This is a genomic window from Syntrophobacterales bacterium, from assembly GCA_031274925.1.
Taxonomy (GTDB): domain Bacteria; phylum Desulfobacterota; class Syntrophorhabdia; order Syntrophorhabdales; family Syntrophorhabdaceae; genus PNOM01.
The window spans coordinates 13,126-38,150 of sequence record JAISPL010000054.1; the positions used below are offsets into that span (position 1 = coordinate 13,126).

Below are 25,025 nucleotides of genomic sequence, written 5' to 3' on the forward strand. Positions count from 1 at the left end.
ACGAGAGGATTTAAGGGTTATGTTGAGAAATAAAGAGATCGTGGTGGGAATAACCGGCGGCATCGCAGCATACAAAACCGCCGAGTTGGTACGGTCATTTATAAAAAAAGGGGCGAACGTCCATGTGGTCATGACCAAAAACGCGATGGAGTTTATAACCCCTCTCACACTTCAGACCCTTTCGGGTAATCCGGTGGTCCACAATATGTTTGAGCTCCTCACAGGTTCTAAAATCGGACATATTGCCCTGTCAGACATTGCCGATCAGGTGGTGATCGTTCCCGCCACGGCGAATATTATCGGCAAGGTAGCAAACGGTATTGCCGACGACTTCCTTACCACCATGATAATGGCCATCACGGTGCCGGTCCTCTTTGTGCCCTCCATGAATACCAAGATGTGGGAAAACGCCGCTGTCCAGGAGAACATTCAGAAACTGAAGGACAGCGGATTCCAGTTCATTGAACCGGGAAGCGGGGACCTTGCCTGCGGCACCACGGGGAAAGGCAGGCTTCCGTCAATCGAAGAGATTATTGAGAGAATGGAAGATATTTTTACAGAGAAGGATCTCACAAATGAGCACATTCTTATCACCGCAGGCCCTACAATGGAATACATTGATCCGGTGAGATGTATTACCAACAAGTCGTCGGGTAAGATGGGATACGCCATTGCGAAGATTGCAAAGAGAAGAGGCGCGGAGGTAACATTGATCACGGGAAAGACATATCTGTCTCCGCCGAGAACGGATATGTCCGTTATCGAAGTGGTCACCGCCATGGAGATGAGGAGCGCCGTGATTGAACATTACAAGCGGGCGACCATCATTATTAAAGCCGCTGCAGTGGCGGATTTCAAGTGCAGGACCGAAAGCTGCCAGAAGATAAAGAAGAAAGGCGACGCCAAATACATTGCCCTTGATTTGGAAAAGAATCCCGATATAATCAGCGAGCTTGGCCGGGTAAAAGGCGACCGGATCCTGGTCGGCTTTGCCGCAGAGACGGAGAATATGCTCGCCCACGCCCAAGATAAGTTGACGAAGAAGAACTTGGATCTCATTGTGGCGAATGACGTTTCCAAAGAAGGGATCGGGTTCGGATCGGATATGAATGAAGTCTCCATAATCGATAAGGCAGGAAACATTCGGCAGGTGCCCATGCTAAGCAAGGACGAGATCGCCCACATTATCCTTGATGCCATAAAGAAGGTGATCAAAAAGAGAAAAAAGGTCAAGAAAGATCGGCTGTAAATATTTCCCGGGGAACATTAGGACAGGATTGAAGCAAGAAGTGAATTCCAAAGAAACACACAGGGGATGAGTGGTGAAGATTCCGGCACAAGCGATGCTGATTATGTTGCTGGTCTCCTACATCCTTCCTCTGCACGCCGCCGATGAAGAAGATAAAATTGTAAGAGTCGTCGAAATGGCGAGCAAGGCGATCGTCAATATAAAAACAGAGGAATGGTCGAAAACCCCGGAAGAGAACAGAAAGCCGAGCATATTCCAGAGATTTTTGGGCGAAGAAAATGAGGCGGAGGCTTTTGAAAACCAGGGTTCCGGCGTGGTCCTTGACCCCAAAGGCATCATAGTCACGAACGAGCATTTGATATCGAAGGCCTTCAACATACGGGTCAAATTCATGAACGGTAAGGAGTACGAGGCATACGTGTTGGGAAGTGATCCCGAGTTCGACATTGCGCTCCTCAAGGTGACGGACAAGGTGGACTTTCCCTGTCTAAAGGTCACCAAACCGCATAACATAAGGGTAGGCCAGAAAGCGATAGTCATCGGCAACCCCTTCGGCCTGTCAAGCTCCATTTCGGCGGGGGTTGTGAGCGCTCTCGACAGGAATCTTAAGATTGATGGAAGAGTCTATGCGAACCTCATTCAGACCGATGCGGCGATAAATCCGGGCAATAGCGGCGGGGCTCTTCTCGATATGGAGGGCAATCCCCTGGGGATCGTTACCGCCATATACGGCGAAGGCAAAGGCATCGGCTTTGCCATACCCATGGATGACGTAATGCGCATGCTGTCGGAGTTTCTAGAAAGCGGCATAAAAAGGCCTATATTCGGCGTTTTTACGGAAAAAAGGAGAGATGAGCGAGGGTCCTACTTTTACGTGGCGAAGGTCATCCCCGGCAGCCCGGCCGACAAGTACGGCGTAAAGCCGGGAGACAGGGTCATCGAACTGAACAGGAAAAAGATTAAAGAGGGTATGAAGCCACACAGCGTCCTAAGGAGCATGAAGGTCGGCAGGGTTGTCCAGTTCAAGATTGTGAGGAATTCAAAGCCCCTGTTTCTTAATATTGACGACAGTTATGTAGAAGGCTATCTCCCGCTCCCTGTGGACCAAAGCCTGTGCAATATGCGGGTAGCGGATATCAGAGGTTACCCAAAACTCAAGTTCAAACTCAAGGAAAAAGAGGGCGTGGTGGTAACTAAGATTTACAGCAAGAGCGCGGGGGACAGGTGCGGGCTCCTGCCGGGCGACGTGATCCTCAAAGTGAACAATAATGCGGTTTCCGGTACGAAAGATTTCGAATCTTTTATGGTGGAAGGTTTGAAAAGGAATTATATTTTATATCAGGTAAAGAGGAACGAGGAAATCTTCTTTGCTCCGGTTAAGCTTGATACTCTGCTTTAGGGGGGTTTTATGGACGATGAAAAAGGATTCACTGTAAACGACAGAGAGAAAAAGTCAGATCGTAACGACGCGGCAGGGGAAGCAGGCAGGCGGCGTGGGGCACCCAATGATGCGCCAAAACACGAGGATTTCGTCACGGGACTTACCTTCTCGACGCTGCTGCTTTCTTTATCCACGTCGGTCTTGGTAAATCTCGGAGAATTGCCGGATCCCATATCAAAGGAAAAAACAATCAATCTTTCCCTCGCAAAACAGACCATAGGCATCATTGAAGTGCTGAAGGATAAGACCGCAGGCAATCTGAACAATGACGAGGACAGGCTGATTAATAACATGCTCTACGATCTTAGAATGAAATATGTGGGCATGAGTAGCACAGAAAAATAGAGAGATTCTCTCCACGACAACAAAACCCGACCCTTAACGGAGGACTCGCGTCGGGTGGCAGTATGGTTGCGCTTTAGTCCGGCAGTATATCGGCCACGAGTCCTGCCCGGATGTGTAAAAAGAGACGGGTAAAGCGCGCCTCCCGTTTACCCGCCGCGCTACGTATTGCCTTCGGGGCCGGTCAGCTATTTTTTACTTGCCGCCTTGACCTCGTTTAGGAGACTCTCCGTCCGTTTCGTACATTTACCGCGACTCCGTTAACGGAGATGTTCGCGAAGAGCTTCTTTGGGCGGGCGAAACCAGATAGTACCGGCAACTCCTGCAGGCGGACCATGGTAAACCGGAACACCGTACAGCTTTTGCAAATCAGTTCGTCCGGGTGTACATTCTTACCTGACTGTTTGTCTGGATTACTTAGTGAAATACCCTTGTAAAAATAGTATCCACATGATGGAAATAATGCTCGTTATTGGTAGTGCTCACGACCTCTTCTTCCGTAAGATATCGACGGATCTCTTCGTCCTTCCTCAGCTCCGCCGTAAAATCGAGATCCTGCTCATAGCACATCATAGCTACCCTCTGGGTAAGCTTGTATGCTTCCTGTCTTGTGAGCCCTTTTCTGATGAGGCTTAGAAGTATCGCCTCCGAGTGGTGAAGTCCTTTCGACATTCCCATGTTTTCCGCCATCTTCTCAGGGTAGACGATAAGGTTTTTATACATGTTCTTCAGCCTCTCAAGCATGTAGTCGAGAAGGATTGTGGCGTCAGGACCTGTGACCCGTTCCACTGATGAATGGCTGATATCTCTTTCGTGCCAGAGCGCTATGTTTTCGAGTGAAGCGACTGCATAGCCCCGTATCAGGCGGGCAAGGCCGCAGAGATTTTCGGAGGCTATGGGGTTTCTCTTGTGAGGCATCGCGGAGGAGCCGGTCTGTCCTTTCTGGAAAAATTCCTCAGCTTCACCCACTTCCGTTCTCTGGAGATTTCTGATTTCCAGGGACATCTTCTCAATTGATGAGGCTATTATCGCGAGGGCGGCAAAAAACTCGGCGTGATAATCCCTGGGCACAATCTGCGTGGAGATGGGAGTTGGCTTGAGATCCATTTTCCGACATACATATTCCTCCACGAAGGGAGGGATATGGGCGAAGGTGCCTACGGCGCCGGAGATTTTAGCATGGCTGATCCGCTCCCTGGCAACTTTAAGGCGCTCAAGGCTTCTTCTCATCTCGTCATAGAAATGGGCCATCTTGAGGCCGAACGTAATTGGCTCCGCATGGATTCCGTGAGTTCGTCCGATCATGGGTACTTCTTTGTATTTGTAAGCGTTTTCTTTGAGGACCGCCATGACGTTTATGATGTCTTCCATGAGGATGTCTGACGCTTCCTTAAGGAGGCAGGCGAACGAGGTGTCCAGTATGTCTGACGAGGTGACGCCCATGTGGATGTACTTTGAGGAAGGGCCGACGAATTGGGCGACGTTCTCTATGAAAGCGACCACATCGTGTTTGGTCCGCTTCTCAATCTCAAGGATTTGGACTGTGTCGAAGGCGGCTTTCGCCTTGATGACGGCTACATCCTCAGTCGGGATGAGTCCGAGTTCCCCGTAGGCCTCGCAGATACATATCTCTATTTCGAGCCATTTTTGGAACCTGTTCTGGTCCGTCCAGATGCGAGCCATGCGGGGCAGCGTGTAGCGTTCAATCATGAGTCTATCTTACATTACTTGGCAGGTCCGTGTCAATTTGGAATATGACGCCGTACATGGGAGTAGTAGTATGCCGGTCATCTGTCTCTTAGCCCCTTTAACATAAAGCAAGGCATCAACGGTCAATGCCAGTAAAACAAATGTAGCAAACATAACATCTAACTTATCATACCATGTGAACACTCGCCGGAAGCGTTTAATTCTGCGGAATAGACGCTCCACATGATTGCGCTTCTTGTAGAGTTCTTTATTATACTTCCAAGGTCTTATCCGGTTTCTCTTTGGCGGCACTACGGGTGAAAAACCAAGTAATACTGCCAAAGAACGTATTTCATCGCCTTCATATGCATGATCAGAAAAGTTTCTTCTGAAACTGCACCTTATGACGTCAAGAGCATAGCGGTGTATCTCCTGATGAAACTACGGCGTTCCTATCGGATGCGGCAATTTTTGTGTTCCAACCTCCAATAGACTGGGGTCAAACTCCCGTACTTTGATACTTGTGGAATCAAATACGTTAATCTCAATAATCCCTCGTTCCTGAAGCAATCGAACAGTATTGAACAAGCAGAGTATAGATTGTATGCCAATTGCCGTATCCCTCCATTTACACCCATTATTGAGAACATAAATATAAGGCATTCAATACTTGCAGGTTGCTTATATCTTAAGGACCTACTGTGCTTTGGAAAACAGCTTGATATCAGTGCATATTGAGCTTCGCTAATTTCTATATAGATAGTATATATATATTTCATCTTATAGTGTTAACAAGGCCTATGTAAAACAAAGCCCATCAGGACTTTTAATCCTGACGGGCATCTTATTTTAAGCGTTAAACCGGCCGTTTGCTCATCACCTACTTAGGGATACTGCGCATTTTAGTCGGCCCGTCTCCCAACTGACCGTTGCCATTCCCTCCCCAGGTCTTCATCGTGCCATTATCTTTAAGGGCAAGAGAATGACTGCTTCCTGCGGTCAGAGCCGCAACATCGGATAGCTCAACCTGTACCGGAATAAGGCTGTTCTTAATTGTACCGTCTCCCAACTGACCATTATTATTCCTTCCCCATGCCAATACATCTCCGTTATCTTCAACAGCGAGAGAGTGGTACCATCCGGCGGTAAGAGCCTTAGCGGTCAGATTCACAACAGGCGTTGGGATTAAGCGGTTAATCTTTGTACCGTCTCCCAACTGACCGAATTTATTCCTTCCCCAGGCAAGCGCCGTGCCATCCTCTTTGATAGCTAAAGAATGATCGCCTCCCGCGGCAATTGCAGTTACAGTCACACCGGATAATCCCTTAACTTGAGCGGGGGCAGTACGATTAGTCTTTGTACCATTACCTAACTGACCGCTAGAGTTCTTTCCCCAAGCCCATACAGTACCATTACTATCCAAGGCTAAAGAATGGTAGCTTCCCGCGGTAAGGTGGGCTACAGTTACATCGGATAGCCCCGGCACCTTAACGGGGGTGCGGCGACTGGTCTTTGTACCATCTCCAAGCTGACCGAAGCTGTTCTTTCCCCAGGCCCACACCATGCCGCCTTTGTCCAGCGCCAGGGAGTGATAGCCTCCCGCAGCAAGTTGAGCTGCGGTTGAGCCCAGATTTAAATCATCCACCAAGCGCCCTGCGCCGCCTTCCATCACTTTGACGGGGGTAGGACTCTGATAATAGCCTCGTTGCCCAACTCCCCGGCATAACCACTTCCCCACGCCCATACTGAGCCGTCATTTTTAACCGCGAGGGAATGATAGAATCCCCCGGCCAGGGCCGCTACATCGGTTAAATTACCCACACCGTCTTCATCCACCACCTTAACGGGGACATTTTTAGTAGAAGCAGTGGACCCATCTGTTCCATCGCCCACCTGACCGAAAAAATTCCCTCCCCAGGCAAGCACCGTGCCGTCATTTTTAACCGCAAAACAATGATGGCCTCCTGCGGCAATGGCCTTAACATCGGTTAAATTACCCACACCGTCTTCACCTTTTACCTGTGCCGGTGCCGGGCTGTTATCGTTGGTCCCGTCTCCCAACTGACCGTTACCATTCCATCCCCACGCCCACACCGTACCGTCCTCTTTTTTAAGGGCGAGGGAATGATAACCTCCCGCGGCAATGGCCGCCACACCGGTTAAATTACCCAATACCTTAACGGGGGTATTTCTACTGGTATAGGTCCCATCGCCCAACTGACCATTATCATTATTTCCCCACGCCCACACCGTGCCGTCTCTTTTAAGGGCAAGAGAATAAACAGTTCCTGCGGCAATGGCCTTAACATCGGTTAAATTACCCACACCGCCTTCACCCTTCACTTTGACGGGGGTAGGGCTGTTATCAGTGGCCCCATTGCCCAGCTGACAGTAATTATTATATCCCCACGCCCATACCGAGCCGTCATTTTTAACCGCAAGGGAATGAGAGTATCCCGCGGCAATGGCCTTAACATCGGTTAACCCCACCACCTTAACGGGGGTATTTCTATCAGTAGTGGTCCCATCTCCCAGCGAACCGACACTATTACCTCCCCAAGCGAACACTGTACCGTCATCTTTGATCGCAAGGGAATGAAAGCCTCCTGCAGCAATGGCCGTTACATTGGTTAAATTGCCCTTACCGCCCTCACCCTTCACCTGCACGATAGCAGGGCCAAAAGCATCGGGGCCGCTCTTCCCATCACCCAACTGACCGACATTATTAGTTCCCCAACCCCACACCGTGCCGTCGTCTTTGAGGGCAAGAGAATGAGCGTATCCCCCAGCCACCATGGGCGCTGTGGTGAACTTTGCCGCAGATGCATAAGTCGCCATAAATGGCGTCATAGTGAGCATAAGCGCCGCTGAAACGAGTACGGCTAAGCACATGTTTCTGCTTTTCATCATGAAGATCTCCTTTTCCGGGAAGTGAACCCCGGACATTGTGTATTTTTCTGGTGGAACCCTTCTTGGGGAACACGGCTTCTTGCTTCTACTGTATATAGGGATAAAAGCGCAGCTGGAAACTGTTTTAGTACCCCCCCGTGCAATTATAATCACGATATATCAAAAAAACAAGAAATTGAGGTGGAAAATGTGGAAATACAGCCTGCCCCCGCTTCCCGTGTGCCCCCCACAGAGTGGTCCGAGGGGCATGCCCCCCTTTTACGAGGGGTCCCCGCTCCTGCGAGGGATTCGAGGGATACTAAAGTATTTGTCCTCGTTTACCCCTGCTTACTCGTCCCCGATTCCACAGAGTATACGAGGGATTTGAGGAATCCCGATTATACGATGGGAAGAGTCCCTGGCCTGCAGAGCGTTTGTTCCTATTTTTCCGAAAGATATGAGGGTCTGCCCCGATCCCTTGCCCCGCGAGGAATTCGATCCATTTTTTCTTGACAATAATAAAGTTAGTGTCAGACAATATGACTAACAGATAGTCTGAGTAAAGTGAACTTTAAACTTGAAGAACGTGGCTATGAAGAAAATGACGCATGAAGCTTCATTGTAAAGTATCGACCGCCTCGGTCAAGAATAGACTGGCTTTATCGGGAGCTTTGGGACTGCCTGGTATCGCAGGTTTTGGTTTTTCAAGAAAAAAGGGTCCTTGTACAAAAATCTCCGCTTACAGAGACATTCCTCGACAGCAACACAGGCGTACAGGCGTGCTTTGGCAGGACTCTCGTGGAAGCGCTCCATGACCATCTCATAAATTGAAGGAGAAAACAGAAAAACCAGCATGGCTTCTCGTAACGGACAAATAGATAAAGGAACAAATAATGATTACCGGAGGTCAAAAATGAAAAAGTGGATGATTGTTGGAGCGTTGATAGTCGCAGTCTTCGCTGTGATCCTTTTTTGCGGGATAGCGCAGGCACAGGCGAATAAAGCGGATCTCGATAAATTACGCGCAAAGGTAGCTTCGGATCGCACAGCTCTCATTGTCGTTGATATGCAGAAGGATTATTTGCTCAAGGGAGGCGTTCTCGATAAACTCGGTTTCGATGTGATCGACGGCCAAAACTTGGCGCCCCGTCTTGATGATTTTGTCAATAAGGCGCGAAAACATGTTAAAGCTGTCATTCATCTCAAATTTACTCTCTTGCCCCATCTTCGTTCTCCGGCAAATATTGAACATTATCAAAGGGTAGGCCTCGTGCGCAAGCATGATCCTGTTTTCTCGGAGTTTTATGGGGTTATACCGCAGGAAGGCGACATCATAGTTCCGAAATACCGGTATTCCGGATTCATTTCAACTTACCTTGATCAAACGTTGCGTTCTCTCGGGATAACAACTCTGATAGTTACCGGGGTTGCGACAAATGTGTGCGTTGAATCAACGGTACGCGACGGGTTCATGCTTGATTATTCCATTGTAGTTCCATCCGATATGACTGAAGGAACGAGCCGTCATGCAAAAGAATGGTCCCTGAAAACCATGGGTGTTTTTTTCGGTGAAATAGTTGATTCTCAAGACCTTCTGACAGGCTGGGGAGTAAAATGACCATCCATACGTCTGGAATTTGTCGAAGCGGGCCATCTTTTAATTGGAACCGATGATGCCCCCGGATCCTGATCGGCGACGCCAATCAAGGTCATGGGTTTCGTGAGTGATCTTGGTTTGAGCCGGAAAGATAAGGAAAAGATCTGTGAAGAAAGATTCAATATTTATAAACCGTGATAAAAAAGGTCAGGCGCCATGGAGCCATATGTCCGACCCTAAAACAGTTCAATGCCAGCTATATTATGGCAGGTGCAGATACAAGATGCACTTGGACTTAATGGTTGACAATAATGAAAGTTTTGAATAGCATGATAGTCAGACATTTAGCAAGCGATGAGGTTGATCGTTACCGCGACTTAAGAAAGAAAAATTGAAGGAATAACTCGCAATGGAAGAAAAGGCTGTGTATTTTAATCCGATCAAGAGCAAAAGGACTTTTGACGAGATTGCTATCGAGATAAAGAAAATGATCGTTGGCGGAGTCTTGAGGCCGGGAGACAGGCTTCCTTCTGAGGCGGAAATAGCCAAGCAATTCAATGTAGGCAGGCAGACGGTCCGTGAAGCTTTGCGATTGCTTGAGCTGTCCGGTTTCGTGATGGTCCATAAAGGCGGCGGCGGCGGCGCGATCATTACCAACACGATCATTGATACTATTAGAAAATCTTTCATGGACGCCGCGCAAATGCGTGACATATCGGTAGCTGAACTTACCTATGCGCGCGCCGAGATTGAAAAGCTTGTGATCTGCCGTGCAGTTGAGAATTCAACTGACGAAGACATTGCGGTACTCAACGAAAACATCACTCAAGGGAGGAAAGCGATCGCGTCTGGTGTTCAGGCGTTTGAGGAGAACATGGATTTTCACGTACTCCTCGCGAAGGCCTCGAAAAATGCAATTTTTGCGATAATCGTGGAATCGCTCATGGCAATTGTATCCGATCTCTTAAGCCGGATCCCTCAGTCTCTTGAGATATCGAAAAAAATCCTGGAAGAACATAAGCAAATGGTGGACGCCATAGCGGGGCGGGACAAAGACCGTGCCATTGACCTCCTGGACAAACACCTGGACTTTGTAGGCAAAAGGTTTAATTCCTCCTTTGAAGAATTAGCGAAACAGAACAGAGTAGGCACGACAGGTGAAAGAGCCACACAACGTTAAATCGTCGGATTTAAAGACCCCGTTACCAAAGCGGTTGTAACTCCACGATGATGTTTCTTCAGATCCCTTAATATCTTTAACGCAATAAGATAATCGTCAATTCCTGGCCGTCGCATCAATATGACAAAGAAGATTGAGAAGTAACAATTTTTCACTTTTTTCTTGACTCAGTAAATCGGAGGGGCTATCATCATGGTCAGATTGTCTGACATTCAGAAATTAGTACTTAGCAACGGAAAAGCATATGAATTCTTAAATGCAGAAAGAAAGAGTCAAGGCATGAGAGACGAGAATTTCAAGGAGGTATTTGCCATGAGATTAAAAACGATATGTGTCTTGTTTTCCGCAATCGGACTATTGTTCACGATGTCGACAGGTTCACAGGCGGCCCAGGATTTAACCCCGCTTTACACATTGCCGGCGGGTGGCACTGTTTATGTCCTTGGCGCAGGCATCGTCAGGGTTAGCAATAAATACATGTCTTCTAACAAATTCGTCCAGCAGGCATCGTCAGGCACCCTCGATATTATCAGGAAGATGATGCAAAGGGATATGCAGGGAAAGGATGCCTTTGGCATCTTTGCCACAGTGGACGGCTATAATGCCTATAAAGGCAACAACGAGTATACCGGTAAGCCTTTTCCAAATTTGCGTGCCGTGACTTTTATCAACAACACCGATCTCTATCTTGTTGTGCGTGCCAATTCTCCGATCCAGTCGTACAAAGAGTGCAAAGGTAAAAGGATAGGCATCGGAGCCGCAGGGAGTACGATGGCAAATACCGCCGTGTTTCTGCTGGAGCGGCACGGTGTTCCAAAAAATGACTTTAAGCCGCAATTTTATTCCTACAGGGAGATCGTGGAAGGTATCCAGGATAATAGTCTGGACGGCGGTTTTCTTGCAGGCGGGTTCCCTATTGCCGCCTACACAGAACTCGCAACAAACTTTGATGTCCGTATCGTACCGGTAGATGAGGATGTGCTGAAAAAACTTCCCGCGTCTTATTACCGCAGCGTTGTCAAAGCGAAATCTTACAAAGGGCACGACAAAGATGTCCCCATCATGGGATTCTCCGTCGGTCTGCACGTGAATGCAAATGCGAACCCTGACCTTGTATATGAAATGGTAAAAAATCTTTACGAGCACAAGTCTGATTATTATGTCATCCATTCATCTGCGAAAGAGCTCACGGTCCAGAATGCAAGCCAGGGATTTACGATCCCCTTTCATCCGGGAGCCGAAAAATACCTGAAAGAGATCGGGGCATTAAAGAAGTAGTGCAGGCAAGGAGGAGTCATGGCAGATTTGGCTGATCCAAAAATCTCTGCCGCTAAAATCTGGGGCAGGTCTTTACGAAGCATAATCATACTCATAACCGCCGTGGGGATGACTGCCTTTCAGATCTATACCGCAGGCGTTCGCCCTTTCCCCGGAGTGATACAGCGTATCGTCCATCTGGCGTTTGTCATGGTACTCATTTTTCTCATGTATCCTCTAAAGGCGAAAACCACTGATAAGGAAGAAGCGAATATTCCCGTTGAGGACCGGCCCCTTTCATTTGTTGATATATTGTTAGTCCTTGTATCCGTGTTCATGGGCGGCTACGTATTTGTCGAATACGAGGCGTTGAGTTTCAGAACAGGTATGCCGAATCTGTTGGATTCGTGCGTAAGTTTCGTCGGTATACTTCTTGTACTCGAAGCCACGCGGAGGATGATTGGCTGGCCCTTCATAATCATCTGCCTTCTGGGATTCCTGTATGTCGGAATCGGGCAGTACCTGCCCTCTTTTTTGTCCCATATTGGTTATACTTTTGAAGAAACGATCAATTTCAATTTTTTCAGCACGGAAGGCGTCCTTGGCCTGCCTTTAGGGGTTTCCTCGACGACCATAGCATGTTTCATCATATTCGGGGCTTTTTTGAATGTGTCGGGCGCAGGAACTCTGTTCATTGATATTGGTCTCGCCCTTTTTGGAAGATTTCGCGGGGGCCCCGCGAAGGCAGCGATCCTGGCATGCTGTCTTTTCGGCATGATTACCGGAAGTCAGGTGGCGGCTGTTGCCGCTGTCGGGGTATTTGCCATTCCCCTTATGATACGTACAGGATATCAGCCCATGACTGCCGCATCCATCACCGCGCTTGCTGGAACGGGCGGGATGCTCGTGCCGCCCGTTATGGGCGCCGTGGCGTTCATTATCCCGGACATGATAGGCGGAACCTATTGGGACGTGTGCCGCGCTCAGCTTATCCCCGGGCTTTTCTTTTACGTGGCGGTTTATATGCTTGTAGAGCTCCAGTCCGCAAAACTCGGACTCAAAGGCGTTTCAAAATCAGATCTGCCCAGGATTGGTAAAGTCTTGAAAGAGCGAGGCTATATGATTTTACCGATCATCGTCCTGCTTTTTGCTATATCCGTCCTAAAGCTCTCGCCGGTGAAGTCGGGATTTTGGGCAATCGTCTGCTGTGTTCTTGTCAGCTATATCCGTCAGGAAACGCGGATGACATTCAAAAAGATAATGACTGCGTTTGAGAAGGGGGCCAAGGGATGCCTTATCGTGGCAATCTGCTGTGCCTCCGCCGGGCTTATCACCGGCGTTATCAGCATGACCGGAATGGGTGAACGGTTTTCGGACATTCTCATCATGCTTTCCGGCGGAAGTCTCCTTCCTCTGCTTTTCCTTACCATGATCGCATCCCTTGTAATCGGTCTGCCCCTGCCGCCAGTAACGTGCTATCTGATCCTGGCCGTCATTGCAGCCCCCGCGCTCATCAAAGCTGGCGTCAACCCCATGGCTGCCCACCTTTTTGTGTTCTTTTTCGGCGCTCTGGGGAACATAAGTCCGCCTGCGGCCCCGACATCGTTCGCCGCGGCGGGTATTGCGGGGACGGACCCCATGAAAACGACAAATATCACCTTCGTTTATTGTTTGCCGGCATTCTTCGTTCCTTATCTTTACGTCTTCAGGAATGAATTGTTGCTTATGGGAACGCCTATGAACATCGCAGCAATAATTATCGCTTCTTTCTTAGGGATAAGTTGCATGGCCGTTGCCTTTAACGGCTATCTTTTCAAGAGGACGAGCCTCCTTGAACGTCTTGTCTTTGTGATCACCGGCATTGCCCTGATATATCCGAACCGGATGATCAATATGGTCGGGATCGTGGGCGCCGGCGTCCTGGTAGCGATACAGTTCATTTTTGCGAAACGACAGGCCGTTACGGCCTAATCAGAATTCAACAGGAGGTTTTATGAAAACGATTGATGTACATAATCATCTTTACCCGAAAGAATGGATGGCATACCTTGACGGCAGGGCCGGTTCGCCGACAATGCAGAGAACGGGCCCCACAAGCATGGTATTTTACAGCGATGGCATGCGTCTGGCTACTGTTAGCAGGGCCGGACATTATGACCCGGAGCCACGCATGAAAGATCTTGATGAGTATGGTATCGACATGCAGGTGATAAGCCTCACCTGTCCTTCTGTTGAGCTGATTCCGGCAAAGGAAGGCGTTCTCTGGGCCAAGAAGATTAACGACTACATGGCGGAGGTTTGTGCGCAACATAAAGGACGGTTATATGCCTACGCAACGCTTCCTTTTCAGGATGTCGAGGAATCCGTTAAGGAGCTCGAAAGGGCAAAAAACCTGGGCGTAAAAGGAGTGATGCTCTTCTCAAACCTGGCCGGCAAGCCTGTCTATGCGCCGGAGTTCTATCCTATATATGAGGCTGCGGCTGAATATGACATGCCGATCTTTATTCATCCTGCCGCGCCGGTTACCGCCGAAGCAATGAAAAAAGTAAGCATGCCGCTGCCCCTGTATGGGTTTATTATGGATACCACCATGGCTATTACGGGATTGATTTTTACCGGAGTTCTTGAAAAACTTCCCAATTTGAAGTTCATTCATGCCCATCTTGGCGGAGTATTTCCATACATGGTTGGCAGAATAAATGATTGCTACAAAACCTATGCCGGGGATCATGGGTATTATTCCCTTCCAAGGCAACCGTCTGATTATTATAAGGAACAGGTATGGGACGATGCGATCTCTTTTCATATTCCCGCAATGAAGTGTGCGCTTGAGTTCATGGGACCCGACCATCTTTTGCTAGGGACGGATTATGCCCATCCAATCGGAGGTCCTGAGAAGGTTGCTGAGTTCGTTAACAGACTTGGTCTCAGCCAGGAAGATAATGAAAAAATATTCTACAAAAATGCAGCAAAACTTTTCCATATGGAAGATTAGCTTTCCGTGGGTGGTTAAGGCCATATCTCCCGGGCGGGGGCAATCCTGAACCACCCTATTTTGTTGTTTTAACGGATAAGAACCCCTCGTGTGCGCTAATTTGTGGGCTATTTGATGAAGCTTGCTTTGAGGATTATAAATATTTAGTATTAACAACGACTTGCGCTGAATGGCGGAAGTGCATGGGAATCGAACCCACCCACCAGCTCGTCACCGGTGCACTGGTTTTGAAGACCAGGAGGCCCACCAGGCGCCTCGGCACTTCCACTATGGATAAGTTAACGGAGTTGGTTCGCTGTTGTCAATGGCTAAATGCGGGTGATCTGCTCAATCTGCCCGGTTCGGGCAGACTTCCAATTGTATGCAGACATTTTCTTGTGGTTTCCGAAGCTTGCCACCGCTGGTGCCGGCATATTAAAAATCAGAATTACCTTGCCGTCGCTCTGAATCGTAGCTCCTCCCACGCCTGTTATATTGCCAGGAATTCCACCAGAGGCTTTCTTCCCCTAGAAAACATACAACGGAGGGAACCATATCATTATCGAAATCTATGATGACGGTAACTGCTTAGCCCCACATTGATATTTGGGAAACATGCCGAACATGAATTGATTTTACCAGGGGACAGGCAGGCGTCCAGGATTTAGGTCGACTTATTTATCATAAACAGGTAGGCCATATTGGGGACCATGGAGGACTTGCCAATCCCCCCCTTTCTGCTTGTTATGGTAACAGTGCGCTTTTTTGGTTTTCCTGTATTACCCTCGATAAGTATTTTGTAAAGCGAATCATTGTTCGGGGTCAGAATATCCGTCCCCGTGGTCAGGAAATAGAGGGGCAGGCCGGCAGGACCATGACAAGCTTCGGGGCGGCAGGCTTTTCAGCGACATTCCTTTGCAGGGCCAAGGGGCCGGAGAGATCAATGATTTTTCTTGTCCTCGCCGGCTGGAGGCTTGATACGGCGTTCGCACTACCAAAACCGTTTCTCATTCATTTTGTCGAAAAATATCCGCAGAGGAAGGGGGTACGTCCTGATCCTGTCCCGAATCATTTCCGTCTCCATGTCACTTATAAATCGGATGACGTAACCCCATACATTCTGATTTTTTGATAAAGCAATATATACGCCAATGGCATAAACAGTGATATTACAGAATGTTACGTAATCAATGGCCGATAATAAGACATGTGAAAGATGTCGTAGTAAAGAAAATAAGGGAATGGTATTGGCAGGAGTGTCAGGTAATTGACATGAATCTATTTGTTGGTGCAGTGTGGCGGACCTCGAAAGAGCAAATATTAAAGAGCCGACAAAATGGGTTGGCTCACAGATTTTTGTCCGAGCAAGATTTCCCCGTCCCCCCACTGGTCAGCCGACAGTAACGCGCTTTAGGCAGCGAATTGTAAACCCTACAGACAGATCAACCAAAGGGAATTTGGCAGACTTACGTAAAGAAGAGAATCGGAAGCGATCCTTGCATTTTTTTGTATACCCACTTTAGGAAGATATGTCTCCACGCAACCTTTTCCGGACATGCTCGTTGGGCGGCCGGCGCTTCCGGCGAGCCATCTTCTTTTATGTGAACGCCCCCAAGGCACAGTTCAAACCGGAAACAGCGCCTGGTCATGAATTTTTCTCTGCGGCGGGGTTTGCCGTCAATCGGACATCAGCTTTTCCACAGCGTTAAAAGTCTCCGTAACCTTGCTTACCACCACGGTGTACCTTCCAATTCATCTGAGGCGTTGATTTAGATCTGATCACCCAAAAGCTGTGATAAACAATAGTTTTCAAGGAGGACATTTGGCGCATACCGACCTGAACTGCATTGTGCTCAGGTATCGGTCGCCCCGGTCGGGCAGAATCACTACGATCGTCCCTCGCTCCATCTCCTTTGCCTTTTGCAGCGCCACAGCGACGGCCGCGCCTGCGGACGTGCCAACGAAAAGCCCTTCCCTCTGAGCGAGAAGCCGGGTCACTTCGAAAGCCTCCCCGTCGGCAACTATCACCTTCTCGCTCAGCTCTTCGGGATGGTAGATGCCGGGAACCATTGATTCCGTCATGTTCTTGAGACCCTGTATGGTGTGTCCCATGGCGGGCTCAACCCCCACTATCTTGATTTCCGGTTTCACCGACTTGAGATACCGGCCCGTTCCCATGAGTGTGCCTGTCGTACCCATGCCAGCTACAAACATGTCGACTTCCCCGTTTGTCTGGCGGAATATCTCCGGCCCTGTTGTTTCAAAGTGGGCAAGGGCATTATCGCTGTTATCATACTGATTGGGCATAAAATACTTGTCAGGTTCTGCTTCGAGGAGGCTTAGTGCCTTGGTTATAGCTCCGTCGATATTTTCTTTCGCCGGGGTAAGGAAGACCTGAGATCCGAGGCCTTCGAGAATCAGTCTGCGCTCGGTACTCACGCACTCTGGCATGCAGAGATCCACTTTGTATCCTTTTGCCGCCCCGATCATTGCGATGGCAATCCCTGTATTTCCCGATGTAGGTTCCAGTATTACCTTATCCTTCGTGAGCTCCCCCCGCTCTTCGGCTTTAGTTATCATGTAGAGAGCGGGCCTATCTTTTATCGAGCCGCCGGGATTGCATCCTTCGAGCTTGCAGAGAATCTTCACCTCAGGATTTTGGTTAATGTTTATGAGCTCAACAAGGGGGGTATTCCCTATGGCCGATAATACGTTCATAATGCCGCCTCCAAAACTATACTATACTAACAAGATACACTATTTAAAAGATTATCAGAATAACGGCCGTGAAACAAGGGCTATTTGACTCCTTGACAACCACCGGCGTTTAGGTTCTCTATAGCCGTAATATCTACTGAAATCCATAATATAAATGGCAGGGAGTCTGGACTCATCAGGCAGACTCATCAGGCATCGCCGTGCAGACTCTTTCGGCGTCATACCCCTCACCTTGTTCCATATTGAAATCTGGGAAGCCGATTGCTTTTAGATGATGCCGAGTGCACGGCAAAGTAAATATACCTTTGCTGTGGGGAGGTGAAGTGGTTTTAGGATCTATAAGGATCGGCAGGTTATAGCGCGAACATTGCATCGAAACCATAAGAACTATACGGCGGACCCGGCCTGATTTTCTGTCGCACACCCTTGGTATAAGTGTTTTTCTGCCATCAATGACTAACTTAATCTTGCCTTCAAGCGCAATTGCCCATGGGCTTTCGCGCGAATGTTCAGCCAAGCCAATATCCTCACCAAATCGCATTGATTCGCTCTGAGAAAGGTATGCCTCATAGTCTATAAAAGACATGCCTGCCTTAGGCAAGCCTTTAGTCGGTTCAGGAAATATGCTCATCATTTTCTCTCCCTCGTTTCTGTTTACGGTTAATGTAACCTAATATAAATTAACCCGATAATCTGCTTCATAGTCAGCAGGCTACACTAACGATACTAACCCGCGTTGCCTTTGCCGCTGTTCGGCGGCATATCGAAAAAAGGGAGTGTGATTGTTTATCGCAGTTATAGATGCTGGCTATGGGACTGTGCCATGACCGCCGCTTAAGCAAGATCGCATTGTCTAACGAGAGATCAGCGACGATTTTCTTGAACCTAATGTTTTCCTTCTCAAGCTCCTTGAGCCTCTTTCGCCTGGTTCGTAAGCGGCAGCAGTCTAGGCCGGTGTCACCGAGCTTCTTTGAGGCCTCTCCTGCCGTGCTTCTGCGCTTCTGCCTCCTTTAATATCGCGATGACCTGTTCCGGCGTGAATTCTTTCTTCTTCAATATCCTGCCTCCATCAAATTAAGCTCGGAGTATAATTTATCATCTGGACCGGTTTTTTTGGGCAGGGCAGGCAGAGTAACGCACAATTAAGCCGGGCATTCAATCGTTGTGCTGATAAGGCCGAAGTGCATTCATCTGTACCAGGCGCAACTTGACTTTGCGCCGTACCAGCATTTATAATGTTGGGTTAGATTTACTTTGCTGGTTTGTGATTATTTGTGTAAGGGGGTATCTTAAGATGTATCTTGATCCCGGTTTCGGCAGCATGGTAATACAGGCGCTGATTGCTTCACTTGCAGCGGTTGCAACTATTTTCGGCATCTTCCGAACAAAAATCATGGCTTTTTTCAAAAAAGGTAAAAAATCCACCAAAGAAAAAACTGATGGATAGTGGCTCGGTTGCAAAGGCAGACCCCGGCTCATTCCGCGACCCGTCGGGAGTGGTATTTCTGCGCGGAGACAAGCTATATAGGCAGGTCAATCCATGTTACAGCGGACAATACAGTGCGTTGATGTCATCGGGGTTGTATAGTGAGCTGGTCAAACAAAAACTATTGATTCCTCATGATGAAGTTGACGTTCAGGGCAGTGATGCAAGCGCTTTCAAGGTGTTAGAGCCGGAGCGTGTGGCGTTGATTTCATATCCATATGAATGGTGCTTCGGGCAGTTAAAGGATGCAGCCCTCGCCACTCTGCGTATACATAGGCTGGCGCTTGAACGCGATATGATTCTCAAGGATGCTTCCGCCTACAATATACAGTTCGTGCGCGGTAACGCGATACACATTGATACGCTGTCTTTTGACTTCTACAAGGACGGTAAGCCTTGGGTTGCCTATGGACAGTTTTGCAGGCATTTTCTCGCGCCTCTGTTTTTGATGGCGTATACCGATGTCCGGTTGTCGCAGCTTCTGAGGGTATATATTGATGGCATTCCGCTTGATTTGGCGAGCAAGCTGCTAGGCAGAAAGGGTGGATTTGCCGCAAAAGCGCACATCCATTGGCATGCGAAATCAATCGCGAAGCATGGACGTGCGGGGCAATCGGCAGGGGCTTCATCACGGCAGGCGTTAATCAGCAAATTCAAAATGACTGCCATGATTGATTCCCTTATCCGCATTGTAGAGAAATTACAGCTTCGCGGTGTGCAAACCGAATGGGGGGATTATTACACCCGAACCAATTACACGGATTCGGCGGTGGACAGCAAGAAAGCGATCGTTGCGAAATATCTGGCAAAATTATTGCCGCTTGTAACATGGGATTTTGGCGCAAACGATGGCTCATATTCGCGCTTAGCCTGTTCGGGTGATGACGGCTTTGTCGTTGCGTTTGATATTGACCCTATAGCAGTAGAGCGCAACCATGCAGAGGTACGGCGCACGAGGGAAAAAATGCTGCCGTTACTGCTGGATTTAACGAACCCCAGCCCCGCCATCGGTTTTGCTAATCGTGAGCGCGGCACACTTGATACACGGCAAAAGCCTGATTGTATCCTCATGCTTGCGGTGATCCATCATCTGGCAATTTCAAACAATCTACCGCTCGGTATGATTGCGCAGTGGCTGGCTAAATTATGCAATAATCTGATTATTGAGTTTGTGCCAAAAGCCGATTCGCAAGTAAAGATACTGCTCACCACCCGGGACGATATATTCCCGGACTACATACAGCAAGGTTTTGAAGAGGCGTTCAGTGCTTATTTCAACGTGGTTGAGAAGCAGTCTGTTGCAGATAGTGAGCGGACGGTATATTTGATGGAGAAGATACGGTGAAAGATAAACCAATAAATCAACTCGGCGGGAACATCCTGTTATGTTTCGCCGCTTTATTTATGCCAAATATCTTTTTATTTTTTCTTTTTAACAACAATAAGGTTATGAACAATCTGCATTTTAGCCACTTTGTTGTTCTGGCTGTAGTTTTTTCAATTATCAGCGTTTGCATATTCCTGGTTTATCGAAAAATATCAAATAGCATCGAAGGCGCTTTTGTGACATTGTTGATATCTTGGATATTCTTCTGGCTATTTGAAGCGATTTTATCTATTGCAGTAAGGCGTTCAGCTTCACTGGGAAGGGTGATATTGTTAGTATGCATGGCAGGGGGAATTGCAATCCTGCTTCGGATATTTCATCAATATCATTCTGCCATACAGAAATATCGAAGCGCTTTTTTAGTGCTTGCTACTACAATATGCGTTCTCTTTTCTTACAACTTTATTCCTGCACTACACTCCGAGGTTCTTATCGGTAAGGCTAATCCGCCACCTACTAAAAAGCCATATAATATTAAAACAGAATTTGTCGTTGATCATTCATTGCCGAGTCCAGATATATACTGGTTTCACATGGATGAAATGGTCGGATTCCGTGCCGTTGAGAAATATTTTGGAGATGCGCAAGACAAGCTGAAAGCAGAGCTGATAAAGCGTGGCTTTGTCTTGAATGAAAGTGCGGAACTACGTGCAGGCTATACTCAAGTTGCGGTTCCGGCGTTATTGTCGCCAACCTTTTATGACAGTTATTTAAGATTGCAACTGGCAGAAGCAGCTCATTTATTGCGCAATTCACGACAACGCCAGTTGAATGAAAGATTTCGAGCAAGCGGTCTTATCCCGAAAGATGTATTTACAGTGTCAGGTGACATTGCTTCTGGTTTTGAAATGTTCCGGGCATTAAAAATGAAAGACTACTCAACAATACTCATAAGTACAAATCTAGTTACAATTAATTGGGGATTGATTGATCGACTTTATCGCGCTAATGATGAATATCCGCTGTCAGTTCATTCTAATTCGGTTCGGGTTAATGTGTTGGAAGAAATCAACGACTTAAAGTATCTTCTAATGACCACAACACCCTTCTCTCTGGCTGATAATATAATAACCAATTGGATCGAGCATCTCAAAAAAGATTGGCTTACCGTGCCGGCATATGAGGGGGTCGTTAATCAGTTAACCTGTCAAACGCTTGGAATTATCGAGGAAAGGCGTCTTTATAGAAGATTATACGATGCGCTTTCTGTTCCGTCTCCAAAAATAATTTATATGATGAATTTCCTTGCTCATAGGCCATATAATAGAGTCTATGAAACGGACAAACTGGAAAACCCTTATCCGGATAATTTTGATGCTGTTGATTTGTTATATTTGCCGCAGTATAAATACGCCGCTAAAGTGATGCTCCTTGCGATAGACATGGTGTTAGAAAAAAATCCTGATGCGATTATTGTGCTGCAAGGTGATCACGGCATTCATCATCACCTTGTGCAGGCGTATATGGTAAATAAAGGATTTTCAGATAATCAGATTCTTTCCATGAACCATTCTGTAATTAGCGCCTTAAGAATACCGCCGCAATACGGCGGATTAGACAAGCCGGTAGACCCCTTGAACATATCTAGACTGTTGGTTAACCGCTTTGTAGGCCAAAACTATGAATTGCTGGACAAATAATGGTGATTGTTGCGCTGCTTATGCTGCTTGTACCCGGCTTGATTGCTGTGCATATTTACTGACACGAGCGTGAAATAGATAAAGCAGATTACAAGCATTTGGTTGCGATTATTTTGTTTACACATTCGCTTTTTCCTCCTCTTTGGCCAGCCTTTCCGGGCAGCCTGATCCTTCCATGACCGTGTGTTCATGGAGCGATATTTAAGAGGTGGTAAACATGGATCAGATAAATATGCGTTGTTTGTGAAAGTCGATGACAAATGGGCTGAAGGGGATAATAAAACCGCGTTCCTCATTTTCCGTAAACTGGCATTGGCGGGCGAATCATCAGTTTATAATAACTTAGGTTTCTGCCCTGATGAAGGAATGGGTACCAGCAAGAATTTTAAGAAGACCATTTACTGGTACAAGTTGGCATTGCGCATTGAAAGGGACGTAGGCGCTTGTACAAATATATCAAGCATATGAATCACGAGGAAACCGCCGCCAGGCCATATGCTGGCTCTTAAAGGCTGTAGAAAAAGAAGATGGCGGCGCAACGTTGGACCTTGCAAAACTCTATCTGAAACGACCTGGAAAGAGATATAAAGATAAAGCCATATTACTTCTCGAGAAAGTTAGACAGATGAATTACCCTTTATAGACCTCCGAGGCATATGCGAAGAGGTAGAGCGGTATTCTTCATTCTCTCTGGGAGGCAAAAGGAAGGCGCGAGAGCTTGGTCCCGGAGGTGTTCTATCCTGGGCGGCACTCCGGCCAATATATAGACTGATTCGGGGGATACATGGGATTACTCGCACGGAACGGACGGTTCATCATATTAGCGACGGATCCACACGGCAAAAATGATGACTCCATGGTTACCGGGAATTACGTTTTTTGGGTAGGTTTTGCCGAACACGCGATGCCAGAGTTGCATGAATGCCTTTGGCCGGCTCTTGCGGCGGTCGGCTGGCGGAGGTAAGTAAATGTCCGTACATATCATTCCCATTGATAGATTAAGTCCCCAAGCCTTGAGGGGCGTTATAGAAGAATTTATCACAAGAGAGGGTACCGATTACGGTGAGGCGGAGGCTTCCCGGGAAATGAAATTCGGACAGGTAAAGCGTAAACTTGAGGCCGGACTCGCAGTCCTCGTCTTTGACGATAAGACCGAAACCACCAATATTTTTCCGGCTGACAGCCCTGTCTTGAAGAATATCAGGACGTTGACGTTTTTCTCACAATCCGATTGACAGCGCCGTCCACCGATAATAACATTTATATAGGGCGCGAGCGAGCAATTAAACTTAAGTGGTGAGGATGCGCTTGCGGGCATGCGGGTTGATGGGCAGATTCTACATAGACAAAAAATACTTTGCCAGGAAACAATCGGGAAACTGGGTAAGCTTCGAAACAAGCCCTGAACTCAAGAGGACTAAGAGCGACATTTACGGAAAGTGTGTTCCGTGCATGACGAACCTGTATGAACAGCTCAAAGAAGGAAAAACAAAAATTGAGTTGGGGCCGGCGCATCAATGCTGGAAAGTGGTGGTACCCCTCAGGGGTATGGAAGAATGCATTCAATTCCTTTCCGAATTTGAGCGAGATTTTCTTGAAGACCTTGACGTGAAAGGACGATTTGGATCAACAAGCGACCCCGCAAGGGACACAAAGGTGATTGTTTGCGGCGCAGAAAGTGAGACGAAACAGGATCGGTTATTCGTCAGGCTAAAGGCATGCGCGTCGTATATAAACCTTGAGACGCAGGTTTTTTACCACAGAGGATGTGCGGAACTTTACCATGAGCTTTTTTTTGGAGATTGGCGGAAATGGAATGAGACTGAATCAGTCAAAAATCAGGCAATGGTCGGAGTTGTGCTCGAAAAAATAAGAAAAGCTCTTTTTTGGGTCAATGGGGGACGTCCATAAGATGACCCCGATTTGTCAAGAACCTGTGTGCGAAGTGAAAAGAGACATGCGCAGGACAAATCTGTTGAATTGGAGGAAAAAAAAGTAGTATTTTTATAAGAAGCACAAGGCACAGGAGAAACCATGAAAGTTCCAATCACAAGAGAAGGTTACGAAAATCTTAAAAAAGATCATGAGTTCCTGCTCAATAACAAAAGACCGAAAATACTGAAGGCCATTGAAGAGGCAAGGGCTCACGGAGATCTATCCGAAAATGCCGAGTATGACGCTGCCCGGGAGGAATATCAGTTCCTTCAGAAGAAAGTCGCTGAACTTGAAGAGATGATGAAGAATTCCGAGATCGTGGACGTCAAGAAGAGGGACTTTGATTCCGTGGAATTCGGCTGCAGAATTTCCCTCAGGAACCTCGACACAGATGAAGAAGTGGTGTATCAACTTGTCGGCCCATATGAATCGGACATACAAAAAGGCATGATTTCCATGACTTCGCCCTTGGGAAGAGCGCTCATGGGGAAGTCTGTCGGAGATGAGGTAAATTTTTCCGCACCTGGGGGACAAAGGACCTACGAGATTGTCGCAATTATATAATACCCCACGAGAAATATGAGGCGGTTCACTTTCTCCGGTTCTTTATCTGCTATCTGAAGGTCCATGGAATTTTTATTGGATTGATTTTGTTTTGGGTGCAGAGGTGACCGTAAGACCTGACCGTTGCTGGTTGGCAGGGGTGGCGCCCAAGCGATTTTTATATCACTTAGAAAATTAATATTGAATATCCGTGTATATTCTGTAGTTGGTGAATGGGTGCTTTACCCGCCGAACGGCGACAGATATTATTTTGGAAAAGACGTAAAGTATTCGGGGAAAATATTTGCTGGCTATGCAGATTTAACTTTTTTAATCAAAAAGATAGATACAGCTTTGTCCTTCATTTTTATCTGCTCTCATACATATAATTCCGTTGATATTTACGATTGTACTCCAGCAGCTTTTCGTTCCTATTTTCCCGATAGCGATTATAGCTTTCCTGTTCTTCCGTAGTTGACGGTATGCCCTTTCCCCCCCTCCATCTTGGGCTGTCTCACCCGGTATCCCCCGTACATCACCGGGACTCTCCTGTTTTGCTGCCATACGCTTACGGGCAGGAGCACCCTCCCCCAGGCGTCAAACCTTATCAATGGTTCACATAGAGACATCTTCCCTATAAGCGCTTGGTCAATAATAGCTTTTACCCTTGACAAACACATTCTGCTTGCTATACTTAC

20 protein-coding genes, 1 tRNA gene and 1 pseudogene are annotated in these 25,025 nt (G+C 47.5%); 14 read left to right on the forward strand and 8 right to left on the reverse strand.

The window, feature by feature from the left end; genetic code table 11:
* The first annotated feature begins 19 nt into the window (after nucleotides 1-19).
* The 3 genes from coaBC (at nucleotide 20) to LBQ00_08875 (ending at nucleotide 3,035) form a co-directional block, all read left to right on the forward strand.
* The gene (gene coaBC / locus LBQ00_08865) at nucleotides 20-1,249 is read left to right on the forward strand and encodes a bifunctional phosphopantothenoylcysteine decarboxylase/phosphopantothenate--cysteine ligase CoaBC (protein MDR2018954.1); all 1,230 of its coding nucleotides are present in this window, start codon (nucleotides 20-22) and stop codon (nucleotides 1,247-1,249) included.
* Nucleotides 1,250-1,319: 70 nt separating this feature from the next.
* Nucleotides 1,320-2,648 carry a trypsin-like peptidase domain-containing protein gene (locus LBQ00_08870; GenBank protein ID MDR2018955.1) on the forward strand — a complete coding sequence of 443 codons (1,329 nt, stop codon included), beginning with the start codon at nucleotides 1,320-1,322 and terminating at the stop codon, nucleotides 2,646-2,648.
* 9 nt (nucleotides 2,649-2,657) lie between these two features.
* Nucleotides 2,658-3,035, forward strand: coding sequence for a DUF1844 domain-containing protein (locus LBQ00_08875; protein MDR2018956.1), 378 nt, complete (start codon nucleotides 2,658-2,660; stop codon nucleotides 3,033-3,035).
* Between the two features lie 414 nt (nucleotides 3,036-3,449).
* Here LBQ00_08875 and purB read toward each other — a convergent pair whose 3' ends face one another.
* From purB to LBQ00_08895, 4 genes and pseudogenes are all read right to left on the reverse strand, one after another.
* Nucleotides 3,450-4,742 (reverse strand): adenylosuccinate lyase, encoded by a 1,293-nt coding sequence (gene purB, locus LBQ00_08880; GenBank protein ID MDR2018957.1) that lies wholly within the window; start codon nucleotides 4,740-4,742, stop codon nucleotides 3,450-3,452.
* Nucleotides 4,743-4,901: 159 nt separating this feature from the next.
* Nucleotides 4,902-5,096, reverse strand: a pseudogene (locus tag LBQ00_08885) (IS5/IS1182 family transposase).
* 505 nt (nucleotides 5,097-5,601) lie between these two features.
* Nucleotides 5,602-6,366 carry a hypothetical protein gene (locus LBQ00_08890; GenBank protein ID MDR2018958.1) on the reverse strand — a complete coding sequence of 255 codons (765 nt, stop codon included), beginning with the start codon at nucleotides 6,364-6,366 and terminating at the stop codon, nucleotides 5,602-5,604.
* Between the two features lie 23 nt (nucleotides 6,367-6,389).
* Nucleotides 6,390-7,631 (reverse strand): hypothetical protein, encoded by a 1,242-nt coding sequence (locus tag LBQ00_08895; protein MDR2018959.1) that lies wholly within the window; start codon nucleotides 7,629-7,631, stop codon nucleotides 6,390-6,392.
* A gap of 892 nt (nucleotides 7,632-8,523) precedes the next feature.
* On the opposite strand from LBQ00_08895, the gene LBQ00_08900 reads away from it, so the two are divergent.
* From LBQ00_08900 to LBQ00_08920, 5 genes are all read left to right on the forward strand, one after another.
* On the forward strand, nucleotides 8,524-9,228 hold the full coding sequence (locus LBQ00_08900) for a cysteine hydrolase (protein MDR2018960.1): 705 nt from the start codon (nucleotides 8,524-8,526) through the stop codon (nucleotides 9,226-9,228).
* A 388-nt stretch (nucleotides 9,229-9,616) separates the two neighbouring features.
* Nucleotides 9,617-10,387 carry an FCD domain-containing protein gene (locus tag LBQ00_08905; protein MDR2018961.1) on the forward strand — a complete coding sequence of 257 codons (771 nt, stop codon included), beginning with the start codon at nucleotides 9,617-9,619 and terminating at the stop codon, nucleotides 10,385-10,387.
* A 312-nt stretch (nucleotides 10,388-10,699) separates the two neighbouring features.
* The gene (locus LBQ00_08910) at nucleotides 10,700-11,665 is read left to right on the forward strand and encodes a TAXI family TRAP transporter solute-binding subunit (GenBank protein ID MDR2018962.1); all 966 of its coding nucleotides are present in this window, start codon (nucleotides 10,700-10,702) and stop codon (nucleotides 11,663-11,665) included.
* 18 nt (nucleotides 11,666-11,683) lie between these two features.
* On the forward strand, nucleotides 11,684-13,615 hold the full coding sequence (locus LBQ00_08915; GenBank protein MDR2018963.1) for a TRAP transporter fused permease subunit: 1,932 nt from the start codon (nucleotides 11,684-11,686) through the stop codon (nucleotides 13,613-13,615).
* Nucleotides 13,616-13,637: 22 nt separating this feature from the next.
* Nucleotides 13,638-14,639 carry an amidohydrolase gene (locus LBQ00_08920; GenBank protein ID MDR2018964.1) on the forward strand — a complete coding sequence of 334 codons (1,002 nt, stop codon included), beginning with the start codon at nucleotides 13,638-13,640 and terminating at the stop codon, nucleotides 14,637-14,639.
* Nucleotides 14,640-14,809: 170 nt separating this feature from the next.
* Here the strand turns inward: LBQ00_08920 and LBQ00_08925 are convergent.
* The 3 genes from LBQ00_08925 to LBQ00_08935 form a co-directional block, all read right to left on the reverse strand.
* Nucleotides 14,810-14,905 (reverse strand) — tRNA-Sec (locus LBQ00_08925).
* Nucleotides 14,906-16,427: 1,522 nt separating this feature from the next.
* Entirely contained in the window at nucleotides 16,428-17,336 is a 909-nt protein-coding gene (locus LBQ00_08930; GenBank protein MDR2018965.1) for a cysteine synthase family protein, read from the reverse strand.
* Nucleotides 17,337-17,511: 175 nt separating this feature from the next.
* Nucleotides 17,512-17,970, reverse strand: coding sequence for a hypothetical protein (locus tag LBQ00_08935; protein MDR2018966.1), 459 nt, complete (start codon nucleotides 17,968-17,970; stop codon nucleotides 17,512-17,514).
* Between the two features lie 715 nt (nucleotides 17,971-18,685).
* Here LBQ00_08935 and LBQ00_08940 point away from each other — a divergent pair.
* The 6 genes from LBQ00_08940 to greA all read left to right on the forward strand — a co-directional run bounded on the left by LBQ00_08940 (nucleotide 18,686) and on the right by greA (nucleotide 24,348).
* The gene (locus tag LBQ00_08940; GenBank protein MDR2018967.1) at nucleotides 18,686-20,167 is read left to right on the forward strand and encodes a hypothetical protein; all 1,482 of its coding nucleotides are present in this window, start codon (nucleotides 18,686-18,688) and stop codon (nucleotides 20,165-20,167) included.
* The gene (locus tag LBQ00_08945) at nucleotides 20,164-21,849 is read left to right on the forward strand and encodes a hypothetical protein (GenBank protein ID MDR2018968.1); all 1,686 of its coding nucleotides are present in this window, start codon (nucleotides 20,164-20,166) and stop codon (nucleotides 21,847-21,849) included. Before LBQ00_08940 ends, LBQ00_08945 begins: the two co-directional genes overlap by 4 nt.
* A 243-nt stretch (nucleotides 21,850-22,092) precedes the next feature.
* The gene (locus LBQ00_08950; GenBank protein MDR2018969.1) at nucleotides 22,093-22,317 is read left to right on the forward strand and encodes a hypothetical protein; all 225 of its coding nucleotides are present in this window, start codon (nucleotides 22,093-22,095) and stop codon (nucleotides 22,315-22,317) included.
* Between the two features lie 500 nt (nucleotides 22,318-22,817).
* On the forward strand, nucleotides 22,818-23,084 hold the full coding sequence (locus LBQ00_08955; GenBank protein ID MDR2018970.1) for a YheU family protein: 267 nt from the start codon (nucleotides 22,818-22,820) through the stop codon (nucleotides 23,082-23,084).
* Between the two features lie 91 nt (nucleotides 23,085-23,175).
* Nucleotides 23,176-23,760 (forward strand): hypothetical protein, encoded by a 585-nt coding sequence (locus tag LBQ00_08960; GenBank protein ID MDR2018971.1) that lies wholly within the window; start codon nucleotides 23,176-23,178, stop codon nucleotides 23,758-23,760.
* A gap of 123 nt (nucleotides 23,761-23,883) precedes the next feature.
* Nucleotides 23,884-24,348, forward strand: coding sequence for a transcription elongation factor GreA (gene greA, locus LBQ00_08965; protein MDR2018972.1), 465 nt, complete (start codon nucleotides 23,884-23,886; stop codon nucleotides 24,346-24,348).
* A gap of 428 nt (nucleotides 24,349-24,776) precedes the next feature.
* Here the strand turns inward: greA and LBQ00_08970 are convergent.
* A partial coding sequence (locus LBQ00_08970; GenBank protein ID MDR2018973.1) for a hypothetical protein occupies nucleotides 24,777-25,025 on the reverse strand: 249 nt, incomplete at its 5' end.